Here is a 20679-nt window from a genome sequence, read left to right as displayed (position 1 = left end):
TCTAAGCCGTGCGGCGACGTCCAAGAATTACATGGGCCAAGGCTGCCACACCAAAAATTGCGACTGCCACAACCAGCAACCCTAAAACAAACAGACCAAATCCAGTGACTGCGCTGGCCTGTAGCCCCGCCGGGAACAGTGCGGCCAGCGGCGGATAAAACGCCCCGGTTGTAACCACCCACCCAAAGGTCGGGACAGCCCAAGCCACGGCAAAAAGCCCCATCACTGCTGTTGCCGCCATCACCCCACGGGCAGCTTTACGGCCCCCAAAGGCACGACGCGTGGCCGTCATGTGACGCCGGATATCCAGTTGCATCGCCATGACAGCAGGCACCACCAGCAGAACCAAAACCATCCCAAAGCCCAGCCCGTAAACCAGCGTGATCACCGTGGGCTTGAGGAATTGCGCCTGTTGCGATTGCTCATAAAGCAGCGGCGCAAGACCCAAAACAGTGGTCAAAGTGGTCAACAGCACAGGGCGCAATCGATCACAAGCCCCATCAATAATAGCCGGGATCAGGCCGCGATCTTTGGCATAATCATCAATCGTTGTGACCAAAACAATGGAATCGTTGATCACGATTCCCGTCATCCCGATCAGCCCCACAACCGTGAACATACTCAACGGAACGCCCCAAACGTAATGGCCATAGATCGTGCCAACCAAGCCAAAGGGTATAATAATCATCACCACAATCGGGCGCGTCCAACTGGCAAAAATCCACGCAAGGGTCAGATAAATCCCCATCAACACCAGCATCAAACCAAGCTGCGCATCGGCCAGAAATTCGTTTTCCTGCTCGGCAAGACCTGACAGTCGGAAACTGACCTGTTGCTCGCTGGAAATTGCTGGCAGGATCTCGGTTTCCAGCTTTTCCATAATCTCTTCGGCGCGGGCTGGGTTGTCTTCGGAAATATCGCCTGTCACCGATATCAACTGGATGCCGTTCTCGCGCCGCACCGTGGAAAAGCCAGATCGTTGGGTCACTGTCACGATGTCAGCCAAAGGCACGTATTGGCCCGCCTCAGTGCGCATTTGCGTCCGCTCAAGGAAATCCGCCGTCAACTCACCCGATGGCAGCTCGACACGAATAGTCGCTGAACGGGGTCCATCGGGATAAGTTGCCGCCTCGATCCCGTTCAAACGGTTGCGCAACACACGGCCCAAACTATCAATGGCAAAGCCCAGCGCCTGCCCCTGCGGGGTTAATTCAAGAACCAACTCTTCTTTGTCGTAGGACAGATTGTCCTGCACAGCGGAGACTTCGGAAAACTCCGCCAGTGCGGTTTGCAACGCCTCTGAAGCCTGCTTCAACACCTGCGCATTGGCACCGTAAAATTCCACATCCAGCGCATCCCCCCCGGGGCCAGAGCGCCAGCCACGGAAACTAACGGTTTCAGCCATGGGATGTTTGCGCACAAGGTCCTGCAATTCGCCCACAAAGGCAAAGGATGAATAGCCCGGCCGCAAATCCGCATCGATCAACTCGATCGATATGGCGCCCAACAGATCTGCATCCTTGCTTTCGGTGCCTGACAGACCACGGCCCGCGTTGCCGCCAATCTCGGCCATCACAAATTGCAACGGATTGACCCCCAGCCGGTCCTCACTGGCAAGTGTTTCGGCCAGTTCGTTTGTCGCACGCTGCATCTCGCGCATCATCTCAACGGTGTCTTCGCGCGTAGCCCCCGGTGCCATGGCAAAGTTGCCAGTAACCGATCCGCGCTCGGGCGCGTTAAAGAACCGCCACTGAACGTCGCCGCTGATAAACAGTACCGCTTGGCTGGATAAAACCACCACCACGCTGGCAAACACAGGATACCGGGCCCAAACAACAAAGCGCATCAACGGGCGGAAGAACGTCTCTTTTATCCAATCAAAGCCAATGTTCACCAACCGGCTGGGCACATCGTACCAATGGGATTTGGCCGTGTGCACCAAGGCTTTGCTCATGTGATGGGGCAAAATCAAGAAACATTCGACCAGTGAGGCAATCAATACAACGATCACGGTAAAAGGAATGTCTTGGATCAAATCACCAAATCGACCGGAAATGGCCGTCAGACCAAAAAAGGCAATCACGGTGGTCAGCGTCGCTGAAAACACAGGCGCCGACATGCGGATCGCTGCATTTTCTGCCGCCTGCACAGGACTTTCGCCCAATCGCCGCGCCCTGAAATCCGCGTGTTCACCCACCACGATGGCATCATCCACCACAATCCCAAGGGTAATTATCAGCGCAAAGAGCGAGATCATATTGATCGTCAGACCCGCCAGATACATCAGTGCAATCGCGCTGAGCATGGCAACTGGAATGCCCGCTGCCACCCAAAACGCCGTGCGCGCATTGAGGAACAAAAACAGCAATGCCACGACCAAACCTAGACCGATCAACCCATTATCGAGAAGCAGGTTCAAACGCCCACTGATCGCTTCGGCCCGCGTCCGGATCAGCGAGATTTCAACCCCCTCAGGCAGGGTCAGTTCCATCGTGTCAGCCACCTCTTGAACGGTGGCCTGAATGTCGATGGCATCGCCCTTGGCACTGCGGTCAATCCGCACCGATATAGCGGGGCTGTCGCCTACGAAATACGCGCGATTACGGTCAATGCCTTCAACCCGCAACGTGGCCACATCACCAATCCGCAGTTTGGATCCATCGGGGTTATTGCGCAGAACGATACCAGCAATGTCTTCGGCACTGCGTTTGGCCACACCGGTGCGCACACGGGCATTGGCCGACCCTACATCACCTGCAGGATTGCCATCGACCTCTGCGGCAATGGCTTGGGCGATTTGCTGCATTGTCACATCGTTTTGGATCAGCGCAATAGACGGAACTTCGATTAGGGTCTGAGGGGCTGCCACACCGCGAATAGTGGCCCGCGTCACGCCTTCGGCAAACAAACGCGTGACAAACTCATCCGCAAACAGACCCAATTGCCCCACAGCAACAGGTCCCGTGATCACCACATCCGTGACCCGATCCCGCCATGCACCGCGCCGCACATTCGGATCATCCGCGTCATCGGGCAAGGTGCTGACACTATCCACGGCCACTTGCACATCATCAGCGGCCCGCGCCATGTCCCAGCCCGGTTCAAAATCGAGGCTGATGTTGGCACTGCCTTCGGTTGCCCGCGCAGACGAGCTTTCGACGCCCTCAACGCCCAGCAAAGCAGGCTCAAGCACCTGAACAATGGCCGCATCCACATCCTCTGCACCGGCCCCGTCCCATTTCACCGAGACCGATACATTATCAACGATCACATCCGGGAAAAACTGGGCGCGCATCTTGGGGAAGGCCAGTAGGCCCAACACCATCAAAATCACCAACAGCAGGTTCGCCGCCGTTTTATGACGGGTAAAATATGAAAGCACCCCTGTGGCAGATGTGGGAACGCTGCGCATTGCTGTTAGCCCCCCATCCGGGATTCAATCCGCTCGACCGTTGCGGCGGGGACTTGGGTTTCTTGCAATTGCGCCAGCACACGCTTTTTCGCAGCCTCGGGCATCCGTTTGTTGCCCTCAACAAAGGCCAGCAACTTGGCGCGGCGTTCTGGCGTCAGTTCGACCATTTCAGGGGCCTGAGGGGCTGCGTCACGATCTGCCGCACGCAAGGGGCGTACTTTTATGCCATCCCCCAACAGCGGCGTGCGTTCGGCCACGATTTCCATGCCGCGCAGTCCGCGACCCCGCACCAGCACATCATCATCCTGACGGCGCAGCAGCGTCACGTCTTTGCTTTCCAAACGATCCTCGGCCCCAAGAACCAAAACCCGCCCCGACGCATCAACAGCGGTCGCGGGCAGTCGCGCCACACGATCAAGCGCCGGTTCAGTGATCGAAATGCTGACAAAATCCCCGGGCCTCAGGCCCTTTGGGGCTTCAAGGGTCGCAAAAAGCAGCCGCCCGGATTGACCTTCGGCCACAGCCGCGCTTTCACGGGTGATCTTGCCTTGGGCTGTGATATCTACGCCAAACACGTCCAACGCGACACGAACCGGTGCATCCAACAACTCGCCGCTTTCAGCCAGCAAGCGCGCATATTGCGAGGTCGACAGTCGGAACGCCACTTGCAATTGAGTAGGGTCTACCAAGCGTCCCAGCACTTCGCCCTGACTGACGCGTGCGCCGGAGGTCACTGTCACATCTGACAAAACACCATCGAAATCCGCATAGATTTCGGTGTCTTGAACCGCGCGTTCCGCATCCGCATGGGCAATCTCCATACGCTGAAGGCGCGTCTTGGCCTGATCAATGCGCGCCTCGGCTTGGGCTTCGGCCTGACGCCGTCCCAAAACGGCCTGACGCGCAGTGCTCAGGGACAGCTCTGCTGCCTCAGAGGCTGCATCGGTGCTCACGCCGCGGTTTTGCAGGTCGCGCTGACGGGTCAGTGCGGTTTCGCGCAAGCCCACCTGATCCTGCGCTGCGGCAAGTTCATCCCGTGCCAATTCCAAGGCCCGCAGCGCATCACGCAATTCTGCTCGGGCCTCGGCCAGATCTGCATCCGCGCGCCCAAGGGCCGACAAGGCATCCGCTGGGTTCAAGCGCACCAACAGTTGTCCTGCCTTGACAATTCCACCGTCCACAAAGGCAGGTGACAATTCCACAACGTTTCCGGCAATTGACGGGCGGATGTCTAGATCCCGCGTGCTGTCAATCTCGCCGAAAACCTTCAGTTCAGGCACAATGGACGTGGGTTCGAATGGCACAACATTCACTGCGAACACGCGCTCGCGGGCCGGGCGACTGCGGCCTTCGTCTTCCATGCTGGCCTGCACTGCGGAATAGACCGAATAGCCAGCCCAGCCAAAAAGGGCCAGCGTCACGCTCAACAGCACCATGCCAAATAGGCTACGTCCCAGAAATCTCATTACACCATGCCTTCTTGTCGGTCACCCTTTAGATATAGGATGCAGCCGGAAAACGCCAAATCACTTCGGCTTCACCAAAAACTTAAACGGGGCCAATGCCTATTTCCGTCGCTCTGTTTCACTTAAACGCGGAAAAATTTCGACAAAGTTGCAGGGCTTGTGCCGGTAATCCAATTGATAGGCCAGGATTTCGTCCCACGCATCTTTGCACGCCCCCGGTGATCCCGGCAGCGCAAACAGATAGGTGCCCTGGGCCACACCGCCGGTTGCCCGGCTCTGCACTGCGGAGGTCCCAATCTTTTTCATCGAGACAATCGTGAACACCGTGCCAAAGGCATCGATTTCCTTTTCATAGACGTCGCGGTGCGCCTCTACACTGACATCGCGGCCAGTCAGGCCCGTGCCACCAGTGGAAATCACCACATCAATTTGCGGATCGGCACACCACTGGCGCAATTGATCCGCAATATCCTTGCGATCATCGGGCATAATATGGCGGGCCGCTACGATGTGTCCGGCCTGTTCAATCCGGTCGACCAAAACAGCACCTGAACGATCCTCCTCAATCGAGCGGCTATCAGACACCGTCAAAACGGCGATCCGCACGGCAATAAAATCGATGCTTTCGTCGATGCGCGACATCAGGTTCCTCGCAGTTTGGCTTTAATGTCCAACAGATCGGCCCAAGCCTCGCGTTTGGCGGCAGGATTGCGCAACAAATAGGCTGGATGGAACATGGGCATAACCGGCTTGCCCATCGCCTCGACCCATGTGCCACGCAAACGGGTGATGCCGGTTTTGCCCAGTAAGGCTTGGCAGGCGATGTTTCCCATGCAAATCAAAAGATCCGGTTTGGCCAGTTGCACGTGACGTTCGACAAACGGCAGCATCATCGCAATCTCGGCGGGCTTGGGGTCTCGGTTTTGCGGCGGACGCCACGGCAGAACGTTGGTGATATATAGACCACTGTCTTGCGTCTGAGCCCCTCGATCCAGATCAATGGCCGCAAACATCTTGTCCAACAATTGCCCCGCCGCGCCGACAAAAGGCTTGCCCTGCTGATCCTCGTCACGGCCCGGGGCCTCGCCGATAATCATCACACGGGCACCGGCATGGCCGTCAGCAAAAACCAAATTGCGCGCGCCACGTTTCAACTCGCAATGATCAAAATCTGATAGTGCCGCCTGCAATTGGGTCAAATCTGTTGCCGCATTCGCCGCCATAGCAGCCTCGGCAACCGTATCGATTTCTACTTTGGCAACAGGCGCTATAGCGAGGGGCGCAGCCGCTGCGGCAGGTTTTGGCGCTGTTTTTGGCACCTCGTAGCGATTGACCGGCGTGTCAGAAATCGCCTCGGTCGCGCCCAGATCGACCTGCCATTCCAGCATCGCGTGCAAACTGTGAAAATCCGTTGATTCCATGCGTGCAATGGTACCGATTCCCGTGACCAAGAAACAGTCCCATAAAATACGTGGTCCGCGCGCACCAATTACCTGCTTTGCGCACGGCACCGCTTGTGACATCGCCGTGCCCCCCCTATAAGCGGCTGAGTTGAGAACGAGGTCGGACATGAACTGGCGCGCCAAACATCTTTTGGGGATCGAACATCTGGGCCCAGATGAGATCACCACACTGTTGGATTTGGCGGATCAATACGTGACCCTCAATCGCCAGCCCAACAAACATTCCGATGTCCTGGCGGGCCTCACGCAGATCAATATGTTCTTCGAGAATTCCACCCGCACGCAGGCCAGTTTTGAATTGGCTGGCAAGCGTTTGGGTGCGGACGTGATGAACATGGCGATGCAGGCAAGTTCGGTCAAAAAGGGCGAGACCCTGATCGATACAGCCATGACGTTGAACGCCATGCATCCCGATCTATTGGTCGTGCGTCATCCCCATTCGGGGGCAGTGAACCTGCTGGCTGAGAAAGTAAATTGCGCCGTTCTGAACGCAGGCGACGGCAAGCACGAACACCCGACCCAAGCCCTGCTGGATGCCTTGACCATCCGCCGCGCCAAGGGGCGTTTGCACCGGCTCAACATCGCAATTTGTGGTGATATCGCCCATTCGCGCGTGGCCCGTTCGAACCTATTGCTGCTGGGCAAAATGGAAAATCGCATCCGTTTGATTGGGCCGTCTACCTTGATGCCCTCACAGATTGGCGAGTTCGGTGTCGAGGTTTACGACGACATGCGCCAAGGCCTGCAGGGGGTCGATGTGGTGATGATGTTGCGGCTTCAGAAAGAGCGGATGGACGGCGGGTTCATCCCTTCGGAACGTGAATATTACCACCGCTACGGTCTTGATGCTGCCAAGCTCAGCTATGCTGCTGCTGACGCAATTGTTATGCATCCAGGCCCGATGAACCGTGGCGTCGAGATTGACGGAACACTGGCGGATGACATCAACAGATCCGTGATCCAAGAACAGGTTGAAATGGGGGTTGCTGTGCGCATGGCCGCCATGGATTTGCTGGCCCGCAGCCGCACCGCGACCCCAAGGGAAGTTTTGACATGACCGACTGGACGCCTGAGACATCCGAAGAGATCCTTCTGACCGCCGCGTCCGAGGCCAAAAGCGGTGATCGCAAATTGGTCCTTAAAATTGCGATTGCGATCCTTTTGGGGCTTGGTTTGTCGGCGTGGGGCTATGCCTCCAGCGGGTCACTCTTCAGCTTTGCAATCTTGATCTTTGCAGGCCTGTGGTGCCTGATCACTGCCATTAACACGCCTGCAGGCCAAAACGTTGGACGCGCCATAGCGATCACAAATTCCACTGTGCATTTTAACAACCGCGACGATGTTTTGCTGGAGGATATTTCGGGCGTGGGCGGCACAAACACTTCGATTATTCTCAAGCGCAAGTTCGACAAGAAAAAGCCGCTGCTGATCACTGATGTGCCAAATGCCTCGGACGTGCGCGATCTGTTGAAGAAACTCAAACATGACCAAAGGCCCGATTATGAGCGACCCTAAAGATCCAAAAATGTCGGGCCGCATCGCAATGTACGCCCTTGTGCTGATCGCAGCCCTCGTGGGGCTAATGATTTTCGTGGGGGGCTAAGGCGCATGGCGATTGTGTTCAGCAATGCGCGTCTCATCGATCCCGAGGGCGGATCCGACAGCCTTGGCGCCGTAATGGTTAAGGACGGTGTGATCCAAAAGGTTCATGCGAAACCCTTTGTTAACAGAGTCCCCGCGGGGACAGAGGAAATCGACTGTGCAGGCCTATGTTTGGCCCCGGGCATCATCGATCTGGGCGTAAAGATCTGCGAACCCGGCGAACGGCACAAAGAAAGCTATCGCACCGCAGGCCTTGCTGCGGCCCGAGGTGGCGTGACCACAATCGTCACCCGCCCCGACACCCTGCCACCGGTCGACAGTCCTGAAACACTGGAATTTGTCACCCGCCGCGCCCAAGAGGCCACGCCAGTCAATGTACGCCCAATGGCAGCCCTGACCAAAGGTCGCGACGGTCGCGAAATGGTCGAGATCGGGTTTTTGTCCGATGCAGGGGCTGTGGCATTTTCCGATTGCGACCATGTGGTCACCTCGCCCAAGGTTTTTGCCCGTGCCTTGTCCTATGCCAAATCGCTGGACGCCTTGGTCATCGGCCACCCACAGGATCCCGCGCTTTCTGATGGCGCTGCCGTCACATCGGGCAAGTTTGCATCCCTGCGGGGACTGCCCGCAGTGTCGCCGATGGCCGAACGGATGGGGTTGGAACGCGATCTGGCCTTGGTTGAGATGACTGGCGCCAAGTATCACGCCGACGGGATCACCACAGCTGCCAGTCTGCCTGCCCTGCAACGGGCCAAAGAGGCAGGTTTGGACGTTACAGCCGGCATCAATATCCATCATTTGACCCTGAATGAACTGGACGTGGGCGACTACCGGACGTTCTTTAAGATCAAACCGCCGCTCCGATCCGAGGATGATCGTTTGGCCATGGTCGATGCAGTCGCCAGTGGGTTGATCGATATCATCTCGTCTATGCACACCCCGCAGGATGAAGAAAGCAAACGCTTGCCTTTTGAAGAGGCCGCAAGCGGGGCGGTGGCTTTGGAAACCTTACTGCCCGCTGCCATGCGCCTTGTGCATTCGGGCATGATCGATTTGCCGACGCTTTGGCGGGCCATGTCGCTGAACCCTGCCAAACGGTTGGGGTTGGAACGCGGTCGCCTTGCAGAAGGTGCGCCTGCTGACCTAGTTCTGTTCGATCCCGATGCGCCCTTTGTTTTGGATCGGGCCAAGCTGGCGTCAAAATCAAAGAACACACCGTTTGACGGCGCACGGATGCAGGGCCGTGTGATGGCAACATATGTAGCCGGCCGCCAGATTTATCATAGGTAGAAAAATGTCAGGCGAAACCAATCTCGAAGTGTTGATACAGACAATGACCACTGATTTGGTCGAAGGGGTCTACGTCTTTGTCACCAACGCCGAAATTCCAAGCCACATTACCCCACGTATGATGTTTCAAGAGGCTGAGGGCCCGACCTATATCATCCTGCAATCTCAAGCCAAAGCAGCGGGTATTGCGTATGAGTTCCCCTGCTGCATGATTACTTTGAATATCCACTCATCGCTGGAAGCCGTTGGCTTTATGGCGCGGATTGCTACTGAATTGGCGAAACACGATATGGGTGTAAACCCGGTGTCCGGCTTTTTCCACGATCACCTTTTTGTACCGGAAGACCGGGCCCAAGATGCCATTGCCGTATTACGGAAAATGTCTGAAGCCGCCTAGAGGCCCGCAGGCGACAACAGCAAATTAGACTCTGACTTCAGCACGCCTTTGATCAGACGCACTTCGCGCAACACACGGTCAAAATCTGCGAGTGATGCCGCTTCGATCTGAGCGACAAAATCCCAACCACCATTTGTATTATAAAGGCTTGCCACCTCGGGCAACCGACGCAAGGCTTTGATCACGGGGCGGGCGAGTGTCCCCTCCACTTCAATCATCATCACAGCGCGCACTGCTTCCACATCAGCGCTTGGATCAAGATCAATGGTAAAGCGGGAAATGACACCGCTGCGCGTCAAACGCTCGAGCCTGTTTTGCACCGTGGCCCGCGACAGGCCAAGACTGGCCGCCAAAGTGGTGATCGAGGCGCGCCCATCTTTGCGCAAAGCACTGATTAAACGGCGGTCTTGAAGTGTGATTTCCATCATTTTGCCAAGTTAGCTTATCATGTTGCTCTGCTTTGTAGGGTATTTTGACACTTATAGTAGATTATTTCGACATTTCGCCGGTCTATTTTGCTGTCAAAGACGAAAGGATGGCACAAAATGACACTTACATGCGCCCTTGTGGGGGCACCGGTTCAAACAGGCACGCAACAAGACGGTTGCATCATGGGCCCTGATGCGTTTCGTACCGCAGGCCTTGCACGCACCATTGAAACACTGGGCCACCGCGTTATCGATCTTGGCAACGCGGCAATTGATCCTGTGGATGCCATGGATCATCCAAACCCCGCCCTGCGCGGCCTTTCCGAAACAGCTGCTTGGGCCGCAACACTAGAACACGCCGCTTTTACAGCCAGCCAAGCCAGCGATTTGCCCATATTCCTGGGTGGCGATCATTCCCTGGCCATTGGCACCGTCCCCGGAGTGGCGCGCCATGCCGCAGACAAAGGTCAAGAACAATTCGTTTTGTGGCTGGATGCACACCCTGACATTCACACGCTGGACACCACTGCCAGCGGCAATCTGCACGGAACACCCACAGCTTATTTCACAGGGCGGACAGGCTTTGACGGCTATCCTGCCCTAAAGGCACCGATCAAACCCGAGAATATTTGTATGATGGGGATCAGGTCCGTCGATCCTGCAGAAAATGCGGCTCTCAGCGACAGCGCGATCCAAGTTTATGACATGCGCTCTATTGACGAAGACGGCATTCGCGCACCGCTGCAAGGCTTCCTCAGTAAGGTTGAAGCGGCCAACGGGGCATTACATGTGTCGCTGGACGTGGATTTCCTCGATCCCTCCATCGCGCCTGCGGTGGGCACAACTGTCCCCGGCGGCGCCACTTTCCGCGAAGCGCATCTGATCATGGAGATGTTGTGTGATAGCGGTCTTGTGACTTCACTGGATCTAGTAGAGTTGAACCCATTCCTCGATGAAAGGGGTCGCACAGCACATTTGATGGTCGATCTGACGGCCAGCCTTTTGGGCCGCAAAGTCCTTGATCGCCCAACGCGCAGCCACCAATCCTAAGGAGCCTCCTATGACCCTGTCCCCCTCTGCCCTTGCTATGGTGCCCTTTGTTTCGGTCGATGACATGATGAAACTGGTCAACGCCATTGGTCCTGCCCAAATGATCGCTGAAATTGCCGACTATATCGAAGCGGACTTTCTGCGTTGGGACCAGTTCGACAAAACTCCACGCGTCGCGGCCCATTCCGAAGAAGGCGTGATCGAATTGATGCCCACGTCCGATGGCGAAACTTACGGATTCAAATATGTAAACGGCCACCCTGCCAATATGGCCCGGGGGTTTCAGACCGTGACGGCCTTTGGCGTCTTGGCGCGTGTGGACAATGGCTATCCGATCCTCCTGTCTGAAATGACCGTGCTGACGGCCTTGCGCACAGCAGCGACCAGCGCTGTTGCGGCGAAACATCTGGCACCCAAAGGGGCCACGACCATGGCGATGATCGGCAACGGGGCACAGTGTGAATTTCAGGCGCTGGCGTTTCAAAAGGTCATTGGGATCAACACTGTGCGCCTTTACGATATTGATCCTGTAGCCACGGACAAAGCTGCCCGCAACTTGGCCAATACGGGCCTGACAGTGATCAAATGCAAAACCGCGCAAGAGGCGGTGACGGGCGCAGATATCGTCACAACCTGCACTGCAGACAAACAATACGCCACGATCCTGACCGACAACATGATCGGTGCAGGTCAGCACATTAATGCCATCGGTGGCGATTGCCCGGGGAAAACCGAATTGCACAAGGATATCCTGCTGCGGTCCGATATTTTCGTCGAGTTTCCACCGCAGACGCGGATCGAAGGCGAAATTCAGCAACTGGACGCCGGTCACCCCGTGACCGAGCTGTGGCAAGTGATTGCAGGCAAAGCAAAAGGGCGCAGCAGCGCGGATCAGATCACTTTGTTTGATAGTGTTGGCTTTGCGACCGAGGATTTTTCTGCCCTGCGCTATGTCCACGATCAATTGCACAAGCACGGCTATTTCACCGAACTGGATATGCTGGCAGATCCTGACGATCCGCGCGATTTATTTGGCATGGTGCGACGGGCCAACACCTAGGCTCTGGCCAAAAGGAGGACATCCCGCTAGGACAGGCCCCATGCCAGAGATAGACATCAGCACCAACACAATGATCCTATGGGCCGTGGTCGGCTACCTTCTGGGGTCGATCCCCTCTGGGATCCTTTTGGCCAAGGTCATGGGCCTTGGTAACCTGCGCGAGATTGGATCCGGCAATATCGGGGCCACGAACGTTTTGCGCACTGGCAACAAAAAAGCCGCTGTGCTGACCCTGATTTTTGACGCACTCAAAGGGATCGTCGCTGTGGTTTTGGCCCGCATGATCGCCGGGGAGCTGGCTGCGCAAATTGCAGCCTTTGCCTGCATGATCGGGCATTGCTTTCCAGTTTGGCTGAAGTTTAAAGGCGGCAAAGGCGTGGCCACTTTCTTTGGCGTGGTTTTTGCCATCTATTGGCCGCTGGGACTGGTCTGCGCGCTGACTTGGCTGGTTGTGGCCTTTCTGTCGCGCTATTCATCGCTGGCCGCTCTTTTGACCGCAGGCCTGTCGATCACTTGGTTGTTTGCCTTGGGTCATTCAGAGCCGTTTTTCCTCTGTGTTGCTCTCGCCTTACTGATCTATCTGCGGCACGGGCAAAACATCGCCCGACTGCGCGCGGGCACCGAGACCAAGATCGGCGCAAAGCCCTAGATTAGAGCATCGCACGATTTTTCTTGCACAAACGGTATGTTCTGTTATTTCTGTCATTACAGAAATACTGAAAAAGAAGAGAATCATCTCATGAACCTGACACCCGCCATGCAAGACTTTATCCTCCACTGGGGGGAAATGGGTGCCAAATGGGGTGTGAACCGATCCGTGGCGCAAATACACGCGCTGCTGCACATCGCCCCCAAAGCCATGACCGCAGAAGAGATTTGCGAGACCCTGAACCTTGCGCGGTCCAATGTGTCCAACGGCTTAAAGGAATTGCAGGGCTGGAAACTGGTCCAATCCAAACGCGAGCTGGGCGACAGGCGCGATCACTTTACCTCGGTCCGCGATATGTTCGAACTGGTCAACGTAGTGATTGAAGGCCGTCGCGAGCGTGAATTCGCACCGACCCTCGCCGCCCTTCAGCGGGTCGCGGTTGAGGCTGAGGCCGACAACACACCGGCAGATGTAAAGAGCCGGATCAAAGAGACTTTAGATATGATGCAGATGTTTGACACCTGGTACGCCGACGTGTCTCGCCTGCCCGCCCGCGTCCAATTGGGCGTGATCAAACTGGGGGGCCGCATCGCGCGGTTCTTGCCCAAGTCGGACTAACCCCCGGCAAAAAATTTTAGATTGGAGCTTCTGTTATGACAGAAATAACTGTAAAGAACCTCTGGCTCAGAATCCTGCCAGACCATAGAAAACCAGAGCGCCTTATCGATCCTGTGGCCTTTACTGCAGCTTTTGTTCTGGCCCCGTTCATCTTTGCCGCTGCCTTTTTTTGGGTCCTGCTAATCCCAGTTGTTGGCGTGGTTTTAGGCGCGCCTGCTTATATCCTGGTCGCCATGCCAATGCTGTGGATGCGGATGCGGCGCGACGAAATCACCAAACCACAGGCCATGGCCGTAGGCATAGCAGCACATGTTTTGTCTACCCTATTCGCCGTTGTGGTGTTGGCCCTGATCCCTGACTTTGCCCCACGAAATTTTGCTGAGAACGCGATCGGATACTTCTTCCTTGGCCTGTTCCATGCACCCGCGTGGTGCGCCCTTTTCGCCAGTCTCTACATCCGTTGGGAACGCGATTTTTACAAACAATTCGTCTAATCAGAAAGGAGCATCATCATGCTTATCAATTTCCTTGTCTACTTTGGGCCCGCTTTGGTCATCCTTGTCACCCTCGTCATTATGTTGCTGCGGATCAGCGGGGATATGTCCGACTGCCCACAGCGCGGAAAAGGCCTGCGGTCTGCCGGTGTCGCCATCGCAACCGGGTATTGGGCCATCGGTCTGGGCGGTATCATCTTGATCGCGGCCGGAATAGCTGCAGTGGATTTCGATAGTCTGGCGGCACTGTTTTTGGGCCTTGGTTTTGCCTGCCTTTGCTTGGGCCTTGGCTTTGCTAACGCCGTGGCAACTTTGCGGGCCGTAAGCAAAGAAATCCCTGCTTAAATAAATCCGGATGCAACCTAATCCCTTGGCGGTTTGGGTTGCATTCCCTCAAATTGAGCAACACGCTGCACGATAATCCAATGAGGCTTAAACCGAAAACAGCGTACCGGTTCATGGGTCTATGTGTTCTTAGCCTAGCTCTCTATTTTACGTATTTCTTTGGCAGTCCCAAACTGGAAACCGGCATCCTCTTATTCTTATTGCCCTTTGCCGTTGGCATCGCGACACAATTTATAATTGATCCCGAAAACGATCATCGAAGTGTGCATTGCCTTTCCTTTGACCATTCCAATGGCCATTGCTGGTGTTGCTGTCAGGCGGGAATATTCTGAAAGAGATCGACGGCAGCCTCCAAATAATCATGCACAGGCTGGGTTTGCGCGCAGAAGCGGCCGCCAACACGTCAGCCGCATATGTGCCGGATTAATAACTGTACTCAGCATACACTCGTTTGAGATCGCCACCCCAGTCGCCATGATATTTTGCCAACAGTTCATCTGCAGGGGTTTGGCCACTGTCGAGGCTATCCTTCAAAGCGTTCAGAAAATGCGTCTCATCAGGCACCAATCCGCCAGCGCCGGGTCGGGCGCGGGCAGCAAGGCCTGCCTCGGCAATAGCAACAGCTTCGCGGGCTAGATCGTGCATTTTCAAATCACCCACTTGGGCCTGCAATCCATCCTCGGACGCCGCGATGCGCAGGGCCTCGCGGGTTTCGGCATCCCAGCCTTTGACCAAGTCCCATGCCGCATCCAGCGCTGTTTGATCATAGGTCAGACCGACCCAAAACGCAGGCAACGCGCAGAGGCGGCGCCACGGGCCACCATCGGCGCCGCGCATCTCGATAAACTTCTTCACACGCGCCTCGGGGAAGACAGTTGTCAGGTGATCGGCCCAGTCTGACAAGGTCGGTTTTTCACCGGGCAACGCAGGCAGTTCGCCTTTCAGGAAATCACGGAACGACATGCCCAAAGCGTTGATATATTCGCCGTTGCGGTAGACAAAATACATTGGCACATCGAGGACATATTGCGTCCATGCCTCAAACCCAAAGCCTTCGTCAAAGACAAACGGCAACATGCCCGTGCGCGCATCATCAAGACCACGCCAAACACGGCTGCGCCATGATTTGTGGCCGTTCACTTTGCCTTCAAAGAACGGCGAATTGGCGAACAATGCCGTCGCCACAGGCTGCAGGGCCAAGGCCACACGCATCTTTTTGACCATGTCGGCCTCGGAACTGAAATCGAGGTTCACTTGGACCGTGCAGGTCCGGTACATCATCTGAGTGCCATGGGTGCCGACACGCCCCATGTAATCCGTCATCAGCTTGTAACGCCCTTTGGGCATTTGCGGCATCTGTTCGTGAGTCCATTCTGGTGCTGCTCCAAGGCCAATGAACTTGGCCCCCATTTCATCACTGACGGCTTGGACTTCTTTGAGGTGACTGTTCACCTCGTCGCAGGTTTCATGGATCGTCTCCAAGGGTGCGCCAGACAGTTCCAACTGCCCGCCGGGTTCCAGCGAAACATTGGCCCCGTCTTTTTCCAGACCGATGATATTGCCGGCCTCAAGAACTTCGGACCAGCCAAAGCGGTCGCGCAGCCCTTCCAAAATCGCCTTGATTGAACGCGGGCCATCGTAGGGCAGCGGGGCCAGAGTATCCGCGCAATAGCCGAACTTTTCATGCTCGGTCCCGATGCGCCAGTCTTCCTTGGGTTTGCAACCTTCAGCCAGCAATTCTGCCATCTGGGAATGATGTTCGATGGGCCCGCCACCGGATTGAGGGATAGACATAGCGCTGGCTCCGTTCTCGCGTCGCAGGAGTTCTAGGTGTTGCTAAAATCAGCCCAGTGTCAATGCAAGCGCCGTTTGTCTTTTTGCCAAACAAGGAATTGATCCGTCGATGTAGCCTGTAACGCCTTGATTGCTTGGTCATAATTCACCCCATTGAGGGCGGTGACCGCGTCGAACAGGGCTTGTGCATTTTTCGCAGAACTGGGGATGCGCAGAGTGTCGCCATTGAGACCCTCAAGCAGCCAATAGCGTTGCGGTTGCTTAGCCCGATCCAGACCGGTCTGAATGGTGATCCGCTGCAAGGCTTCCACGGCCAAACTGCCCCCACCCATCGGGCCAAAGTAGTTTATCTGGCGTTCATCCAGTTCGACCACGCCCGGACCATCGCCTTTGCCAATGAACCGCGCCCGGCGCACCCCGGTCCACGCAAGCGCCATCGCCGCCAAGAACAATATAGCGCCAGCCACCTTGGGCACGCCCAGTTTGGTGGCAAACATCCAGATGCCAAGGGCCGCAAAACCGGCAGCAATCAAAACATCGCGCCATCGCATCACTTGGGCCATCGCGTCGGGCCGTACAAAACTCATCGCCAATCCCCTAACTTTTCCTGCCAAAGGGTCATGGCAGCGACGGCAGCCGTATCGGCCCGTAAAATCCGCGGCCCTAGGGACACGGGATGGGCCATTTCCAAAGACCGCAAGCGGGTGCGTTCTGCATCGGAAAAGCCGCCTTCCGGCCCGATGAGGATCGCCCAAGGGCCTGTAATATCAGGCAAAGAACCGCCCCCATCGACCAAGGCCTCGTCACAAAACATCAAATGACGATCGGCAGGCCATGTCTCCAAAACCTTGCCCAGTTTTTGCAACTCGGTCACTGGCGGCACATAGGTGCCACCACATTGCTCTGCAGCCTCAACCGCATGGGCCTGCAACCGGTCCTGCCGAATACGTTCTGAATTGGTGAAATCCGTCTGCACAGGACAGATTTTGGCCGCCCCCATTTCAGCGGCCTTTTCGACGATGAAATCCGTGCGTGCCTTTTTGATTGGGGCAAACATCAGCCACAAATCGGGCGGCATCTGTAGCGGTTTGGTCTGCTCCACACACTTAAGCACACCACGCCGTTTGCCTGCCTCGATCACCTCGGCTATCCATTCGCCGCTGACCCCATCAAAGAGCAAAATCTGCGCCCCAAGGCCCAGCCGCATCACCCCAAACAAATAATGGGCTTGGTCCCGCTCCACAGGAACCAATTGCCCTTGCCCCAAGGGTTGATCTACAAAGAGTCGAACCATCGCCATAGTGGATCCTACATATGACCCAGTCCTCCCAGATGCCAGAGCCTTCGGGCGAAGTTGCCGATGCCGTGGACGGAAATTGGGTCGACACATGGGCGCCTGCGTGGACGCGTCCCTATCTGCGCCTGTCCCGTGCAGACCGCCCGATTGGCACTTGGCTGCTGTTCATCCCTTGTATTTGGGGGGTGTTGCTGGCCGCACTAGCAGATGGAAATCCAAAGACATGGGATCTGTGGATTATTGCAGGCTGCGGCATCGGGGCGTGGCTGATGCGCGGCGCGGGCTGCACTTGGAATGACATCACTGATCGCGAATATGATGCACAAGTCGAACGCACCCGCTCGCGGCCAATCCCATCTGGTCAAGTCAGCGCCAAACAGGCTGCTGTTTGGATGGTTATTCAGGCCCTATTGGCCTTTGGCATTCTAATCACCTACTCGTGGATCACAGTCGTGGTTGGGGTGACGTCCCTTGTTTTTGTGGCCATTTACCCCTTTGCAAAGCGGTTCACATGGTGGCCACAGGTTTTCCTTGGACTGGCGTTCAACTGGGGCGCGCTTTTGGCCTGGACGGCCCATAGTGGGTCGCTGGGATGGCCTGCCTTTGTGCTGTATCTGGCAGGGATCACTTGGACACTGTTCTATGACACGATCTACGCCCACCAAGACACAGAAGACGACGCCCTAATCGGTGTGAAATCCACTGCGCGATTGTTTGGCGAAAATTCACCACGCTGGTTGTTGGGCTTTATGATGGTGACTGTTTTGTTGCTGGGGGCCGCGATTTTGATGGCGGCACTCGATACGGCAAATGTGCTGGGTGTGGTCATTGCATTGGGCGGCGCTTGGGCCATGGGTTGGCATATGGCATGGCAAATGCGCCTGCTGGACGTCAACAATCCCGCCATATGCCTGCGATTGTTTCGATCCAACCGCGACGCAGGCCTGATCCCTGCGCTATTTTTAGCCATAGCCGTCATGGTTTGATTGCCCCCGTGCCCATGACGGGGCATAACGGTAAAAAACAACGCGTCCATAGGCAAACAATCCATGCGTCTTTCAGCACTCCTCATTGTTGGAGCAGTCTTTGCACTTGCGGGACTGGGTGCCTTTTTTGGCGCTTTGGTGGCGGCCAATGCCATCCAACAACGTTCGGAAATTGCGGTTAGCGAAAGCCTGGACGTGGCCGGATTGGACTGGGCCTATGTGCGCGCCACAGGCTTGCAGGTTGAATTGTCCGGCACAGCCCCTGACGAGGCCACGCGATTTCGCGCCTTGGCCACCGCCGGGACGATTGTCGATGCAGCCCGCGTGATCGACAGCATGGAGGTCGCCCTCAGCGCGCCTACTATTGATCCCGAATTTTCAATTGAGCTGTTGCGCAATGATGCTGGCATTTCCCTGATCGGCCTTATCCCCACGCAATCGGATCGTGAGTTTTTGCTGGAACGTGTGGCTGGTATTGCAGATGGTGCGCCAGTGATCGACCTTCTGGAAGCCGCCGATTACGACACGCCGCCAGGCTGGGACGAGGCCGTGGAATTCGGCCTGAGTGCGGTGGATACCTTGGGTCGCTCCAAAATCTCTATCGCCGCGGATAAAATGACAATCGTCGCCGCCGCCGAAAGCAAATCGGAACAGGCCCGATTGGAAAGCCTTTTGGCACGGCGCAAGCCCTCTGGGGTGGTTCTGTCGTTGCAGATCAGCGCCCCACGGCCCGTCATTTCACCCTACACCGTGCGGTTCTTGATCGAAAATGGCAGCGCACGCTTTGATGCCTGTGCGGCAAACGATGTGCAAATGCGCCGCCAGATCGCTGTCGCCGCAACAAACGCAGGGTTTAAAGACAAATTCGAATGCCCCTTGGGCCTTGGGATGCCCAGCCCCTCATGGGGCACAGTTACAGCGACCGCGATCGATGCCTTAGCTGATTTGGGCGAGGGCAGCGTGACTTTGGCAGACACCGGCATCACCCTTGTGGCCAGCGCAGAAACACCACGGTCGGAATTTGACCGGGTCGTCGGGCGCTTGGAAAACGCGTTGCCCACGATCTTTAAACTGCACGCGGTTCTTCCAGATCCGGTCCAAGTGGACGGCACCGGCGAAGGCGATGGCCCGCCCGAATTTGTGGCCACCCGCAGTCCCGAGGGCCTTGTTCAATTGCGTGGCAAACTGCCCGATGATTTGGTCAAATCATCCGCCGAAAGCTATGCTCTGGCCCGGTTTGGAATGGGCAATGTCATTATGGGCACCCGTAACGATGATAACCTGCCCAAAGGCTGGGCCATCCGCGTTTTGGCCGGCCTTGCTGCCTTGGCCGAATTGGAAAACGGGTCTGTTGTGGTCCAAGAGAACTTTATCGAAGTGCGCGGCAACACTGGCAACGCCCAAGCCCGTGCTGAAGTCAGTCGCCTGTTGTCGGAAAAACTTGGAAACGCCGAGAACTTCTCGCTACAGATCAAATATATTGAAGCACTGGATCCAGTGGCCTCCCTGCCGACCCCTGAGGAATGTGTCGCCGAGGTTCAAACCATCTTGGCCGAGCGCAAGATCACCTTTGAACCCGGATCCACCAACATCGACGGCAGCGGCAAAAACACCATCGAAAAGATCGGTGACGTTCTGAAAACCTGCCCTGACACCAAAATCGAAATCGGTGGTCACACGGACAGCCAAGGCAGCGACGAATTAAATGCCCGCATCAGCCGCGAACGCGCGCAGGCCGTCAAGGTTGCCTTGGAAAACGAACGTGTCAACACGCTGCGAATGTTGGTCGAAGGCTACGGCGAGACGCAACCAATCGCCGACAATGCCACCGAAGAGGGCCGCGAAGCAAATCGACGGATTGTCTTTACCCTGATTGCCCCTGCCCCTATTGAAGAAACCACAACGGCCCTAGAGGCCCTCGAAGACGCCGTAACCGCGGATCCGACCGCCAGCGAGACCACAAATGAACAGAACTGAGTTTATCATAGCCACGGCAATCATTCTGTTTGTGGCGTTCATGCTGGGCTGGTTTGCCAGTTGGCTGGTGTTCCGCTTTACCCGCGTATCGCAATCCGAGGTGGGCGAGCTAGAGCGTATGGCCCAGTCCCTGCACGAAGCCGAAGAAACCCGCGACCAAGCGATCACCTATCTTCAGCAACGCGAAGCAGAAATGACCAATCAACTGTCTCAAACCGAGGCAGAACTGTCTGCGGCTATGGACGGTTTGCGTGCCGCACGTCATGAGGCCGAAGAACTGCGATCCTATATCGAGCGCACAAATCAGGGCTAGTGTCGTGCAGGTCCGTCGCAGTCCCTTATCGCAACCCG

At 56.3% G+C, this 20679-nt stretch carries 21 protein-coding genes; 13 read left to right on the top strand and 8 right to left on the bottom strand.

Annotation, left to right across the window (positions count from 1 at the left end; genetic code table 11):
* Nucleotide 1: 1 nt before the first annotated feature.
* The 4 genes from ACIRQ6_RS00900 to ACIRQ6_RS00885 all read right to left on the bottom strand — a co-directional run bounded on the left by ACIRQ6_RS00900 (nucleotide 2) and on the right by ACIRQ6_RS00885 (nucleotide 6299).
* A complete protein-coding gene (locus ACIRQ6_RS00900) occupies nucleotides 2–3412 on the bottom strand; it encodes an efflux RND transporter permease subunit (RefSeq protein ID WP_420862248.1) in 3411 nt (1136 codons plus the stop codon).
* Between the two features lie 5 nt (nucleotides 3413–3417).
* On the bottom strand, nucleotides 3418–4878 hold the full coding sequence (locus ACIRQ6_RS00895; RefSeq protein ID WP_420862247.1) for an efflux RND transporter periplasmic adaptor subunit: 1461 nt from the start codon (nucleotides 4876–4878) through the stop codon (nucleotides 3418–3420).
* A gap of 99 nt (nucleotides 4879–4977) precedes the next feature.
* The gene (gene moaB, locus ACIRQ6_RS00890; RefSeq protein WP_420862246.1) at nucleotides 4978–5520 is read right to left on the bottom strand and encodes a molybdenum cofactor biosynthesis protein B; all 543 of its coding nucleotides are present in this window, start codon (nucleotides 5518–5520) and stop codon (nucleotides 4978–4980) included.
* On the bottom strand, nucleotides 5520–6299 hold the full coding sequence (locus ACIRQ6_RS00885) for a uracil-DNA glycosylase (protein ID WP_420862245.1): 780 nt from the start codon (nucleotides 6297–6299) through the stop codon (nucleotides 5520–5522). The genes moaB and ACIRQ6_RS00885 overlap by 1 nt, the downstream gene beginning before the upstream one ends.
* A gap of 148 nt (nucleotides 6300–6447) precedes the next feature.
* On the opposite strand from ACIRQ6_RS00885, the gene ACIRQ6_RS00880 reads away from it, so the two are divergent.
* The 4 genes from ACIRQ6_RS00880 (at nucleotide 6448) to ACIRQ6_RS00865 (ending at nucleotide 9630) form a co-directional block, all read left to right on the top strand.
* Nucleotides 6448–7398, top strand: a complete 951-nt coding sequence (locus ACIRQ6_RS00880; RefSeq protein ID WP_420862244.1) for an aspartate carbamoyltransferase catalytic subunit — start codon at nucleotides 6448–6450, stop codon at nucleotides 7396–7398.
* Entirely contained in the window at nucleotides 7395–7856 is a 462-nt protein-coding gene (locus tag ACIRQ6_RS00875; protein WP_420862243.1) for a hypothetical protein, read from the top strand. The genes ACIRQ6_RS00880 and ACIRQ6_RS00875 overlap by 4 nt, the downstream gene beginning before the upstream one ends.
* 93 nt (nucleotides 7857–7949) lie before the next feature.
* Nucleotides 7950–9233: a dihydroorotase gene (gene pyrC / locus ACIRQ6_RS00870; protein WP_420862242.1), complete on the top strand. Its 1284-nt coding sequence runs from the start codon at nucleotides 7950–7952 to the stop codon at nucleotides 9231–9233.
* 4 nt (nucleotides 9234–9237) lie between these two features.
* Entirely contained in the window at nucleotides 9238–9630 is a 393-nt protein-coding gene (locus tag ACIRQ6_RS00865) for an ACT domain-containing protein (RefSeq protein ID WP_420862241.1), read from the top strand.
* Here the strand turns inward: ACIRQ6_RS00865 and ACIRQ6_RS00860 are convergent.
* A complete protein-coding gene (locus ACIRQ6_RS00860; protein WP_420862240.1) occupies nucleotides 9627–10058 on the bottom strand; it encodes an Lrp/AsnC family transcriptional regulator in 432 nt (143 codons plus the stop codon). The genes ACIRQ6_RS00865 and ACIRQ6_RS00860 overlap by 4 nt on opposite strands.
* Nucleotides 10059–10175: 117 nt before the next feature.
* Between ACIRQ6_RS00860 and rocF the strand changes: the two genes are divergently transcribed.
* From rocF to ACIRQ6_RS00830, 6 genes are all read left to right on the top strand, one after another.
* A complete protein-coding gene (gene rocF, locus ACIRQ6_RS00855; protein WP_420862239.1) occupies nucleotides 10176–11108 on the top strand; it encodes an arginase in 933 nt (310 codons plus the stop codon).
* Nucleotides 11109–11118: 10 nt separating this feature from the next.
* On the top strand, nucleotides 11119–12168 hold the full coding sequence (locus ACIRQ6_RS00850) for an ornithine cyclodeaminase (protein WP_420862238.1): 1050 nt from the start codon (nucleotides 11119–11121) through the stop codon (nucleotides 12166–12168).
* Nucleotides 12169–12208: 40 nt separating this feature from the next.
* The gene (gene plsY / locus ACIRQ6_RS00845; protein WP_420862237.1) at nucleotides 12209–12817 is read left to right on the top strand and encodes a glycerol-3-phosphate 1-O-acyltransferase PlsY; all 609 of its coding nucleotides are present in this window, start codon (nucleotides 12209–12211) and stop codon (nucleotides 12815–12817) included.
* A 90-nt stretch (nucleotides 12818–12907) separates the two neighbouring features.
* A complete protein-coding gene (locus tag ACIRQ6_RS00840; RefSeq protein WP_420862236.1) occupies nucleotides 12908–13435 on the top strand; it encodes a GbsR/MarR family transcriptional regulator in 528 nt (175 codons plus the stop codon).
* Nucleotides 13436–13470: 35 nt separating this feature from the next.
* On the top strand, nucleotides 13471–13929 hold the full coding sequence (locus ACIRQ6_RS00835) for a hypothetical protein (RefSeq protein ID WP_420862235.1): 459 nt from the start codon (nucleotides 13471–13473) through the stop codon (nucleotides 13927–13929).
* Nucleotides 13930–13947: 18 nt separating this feature from the next.
* Nucleotides 13948–14274, top strand: coding sequence for a hypothetical protein (locus ACIRQ6_RS00830; protein ID WP_420862234.1), 327 nt, complete (start codon nucleotides 13948–13950; stop codon nucleotides 14272–14274).
* 423 nt (nucleotides 14275–14697) lie between these two features.
* On the opposite strand, the gene ACIRQ6_RS00825 is transcribed toward ACIRQ6_RS00830, so the two are convergent.
* Genes ACIRQ6_RS00825 through ACIRQ6_RS00815 form a run of 3 tightly spaced genes read right to left on the bottom strand, consistent with a single transcriptional unit; the run spans nucleotide 14698 to nucleotide 17368 of the window.
* Nucleotides 14698–16068, bottom strand: a complete 1371-nt coding sequence (locus tag ACIRQ6_RS00825; RefSeq protein ID WP_420862233.1) for a glutamate--cysteine ligase — start codon at nucleotides 16066–16068, stop codon at nucleotides 14698–14700.
* A 59-nt stretch (nucleotides 16069–16127) separates the two neighbouring features.
* Nucleotides 16128–16655, bottom strand: coding sequence for a hypothetical protein (locus ACIRQ6_RS00820; RefSeq protein ID WP_420862232.1), 528 nt, complete (start codon nucleotides 16653–16655; stop codon nucleotides 16128–16130).
* A complete protein-coding gene (locus ACIRQ6_RS00815; RefSeq protein ID WP_420862231.1) occupies nucleotides 16652–17368 on the bottom strand; it encodes a 16S rRNA (uracil(1498)-N(3))-methyltransferase in 717 nt (238 codons plus the stop codon). Before ACIRQ6_RS00815 ends, ACIRQ6_RS00820 begins: the two co-directional genes overlap by 4 nt.
* A 14-nt stretch (nucleotides 17369–17382) precedes the next feature.
* On the opposite strand from ACIRQ6_RS00815, the gene ubiA reads away from it, so the two are divergent.
* The 3 genes from ubiA (at nucleotide 17383) to ACIRQ6_RS00800 (ending at nucleotide 20641) form a co-directional block, all read left to right on the top strand.
* A complete protein-coding gene (gene ubiA / locus ACIRQ6_RS00810; protein WP_420862230.1) occupies nucleotides 17383–18351 on the top strand; it encodes a 4-hydroxybenzoate octaprenyltransferase in 969 nt (322 codons plus the stop codon).
* Nucleotides 18352–18414: 63 nt separating this feature from the next.
* On the top strand, nucleotides 18415–20328 hold the full coding sequence (locus tag ACIRQ6_RS00805) for an OmpA family protein (protein WP_420862229.1): 1914 nt from the start codon (nucleotides 18415–18417) through the stop codon (nucleotides 20326–20328).
* Nucleotides 20315–20641, top strand: coding sequence for a hypothetical protein (locus ACIRQ6_RS00800; protein WP_420862228.1), 327 nt, complete (start codon nucleotides 20315–20317; stop codon nucleotides 20639–20641). Before ACIRQ6_RS00805 ends, ACIRQ6_RS00800 begins: the two co-directional genes overlap by 14 nt.
* Nucleotides 20642–20679 lie beyond the last annotated feature (38 nt).

This window comes from Algirhabdus cladophorae (assembly GCF_044772865.1).
In the GTDB taxonomy this organism is placed as follows: Bacteria; Pseudomonadota; Alphaproteobacteria; order Rhodobacterales; family Rhodobacteraceae; genus Algirhabdus; species Algirhabdus cladophorae.
Note: the sequence above shows the minus strand (reverse complement) of the source record. Positions and strands in the feature narration are given on the sequence as shown.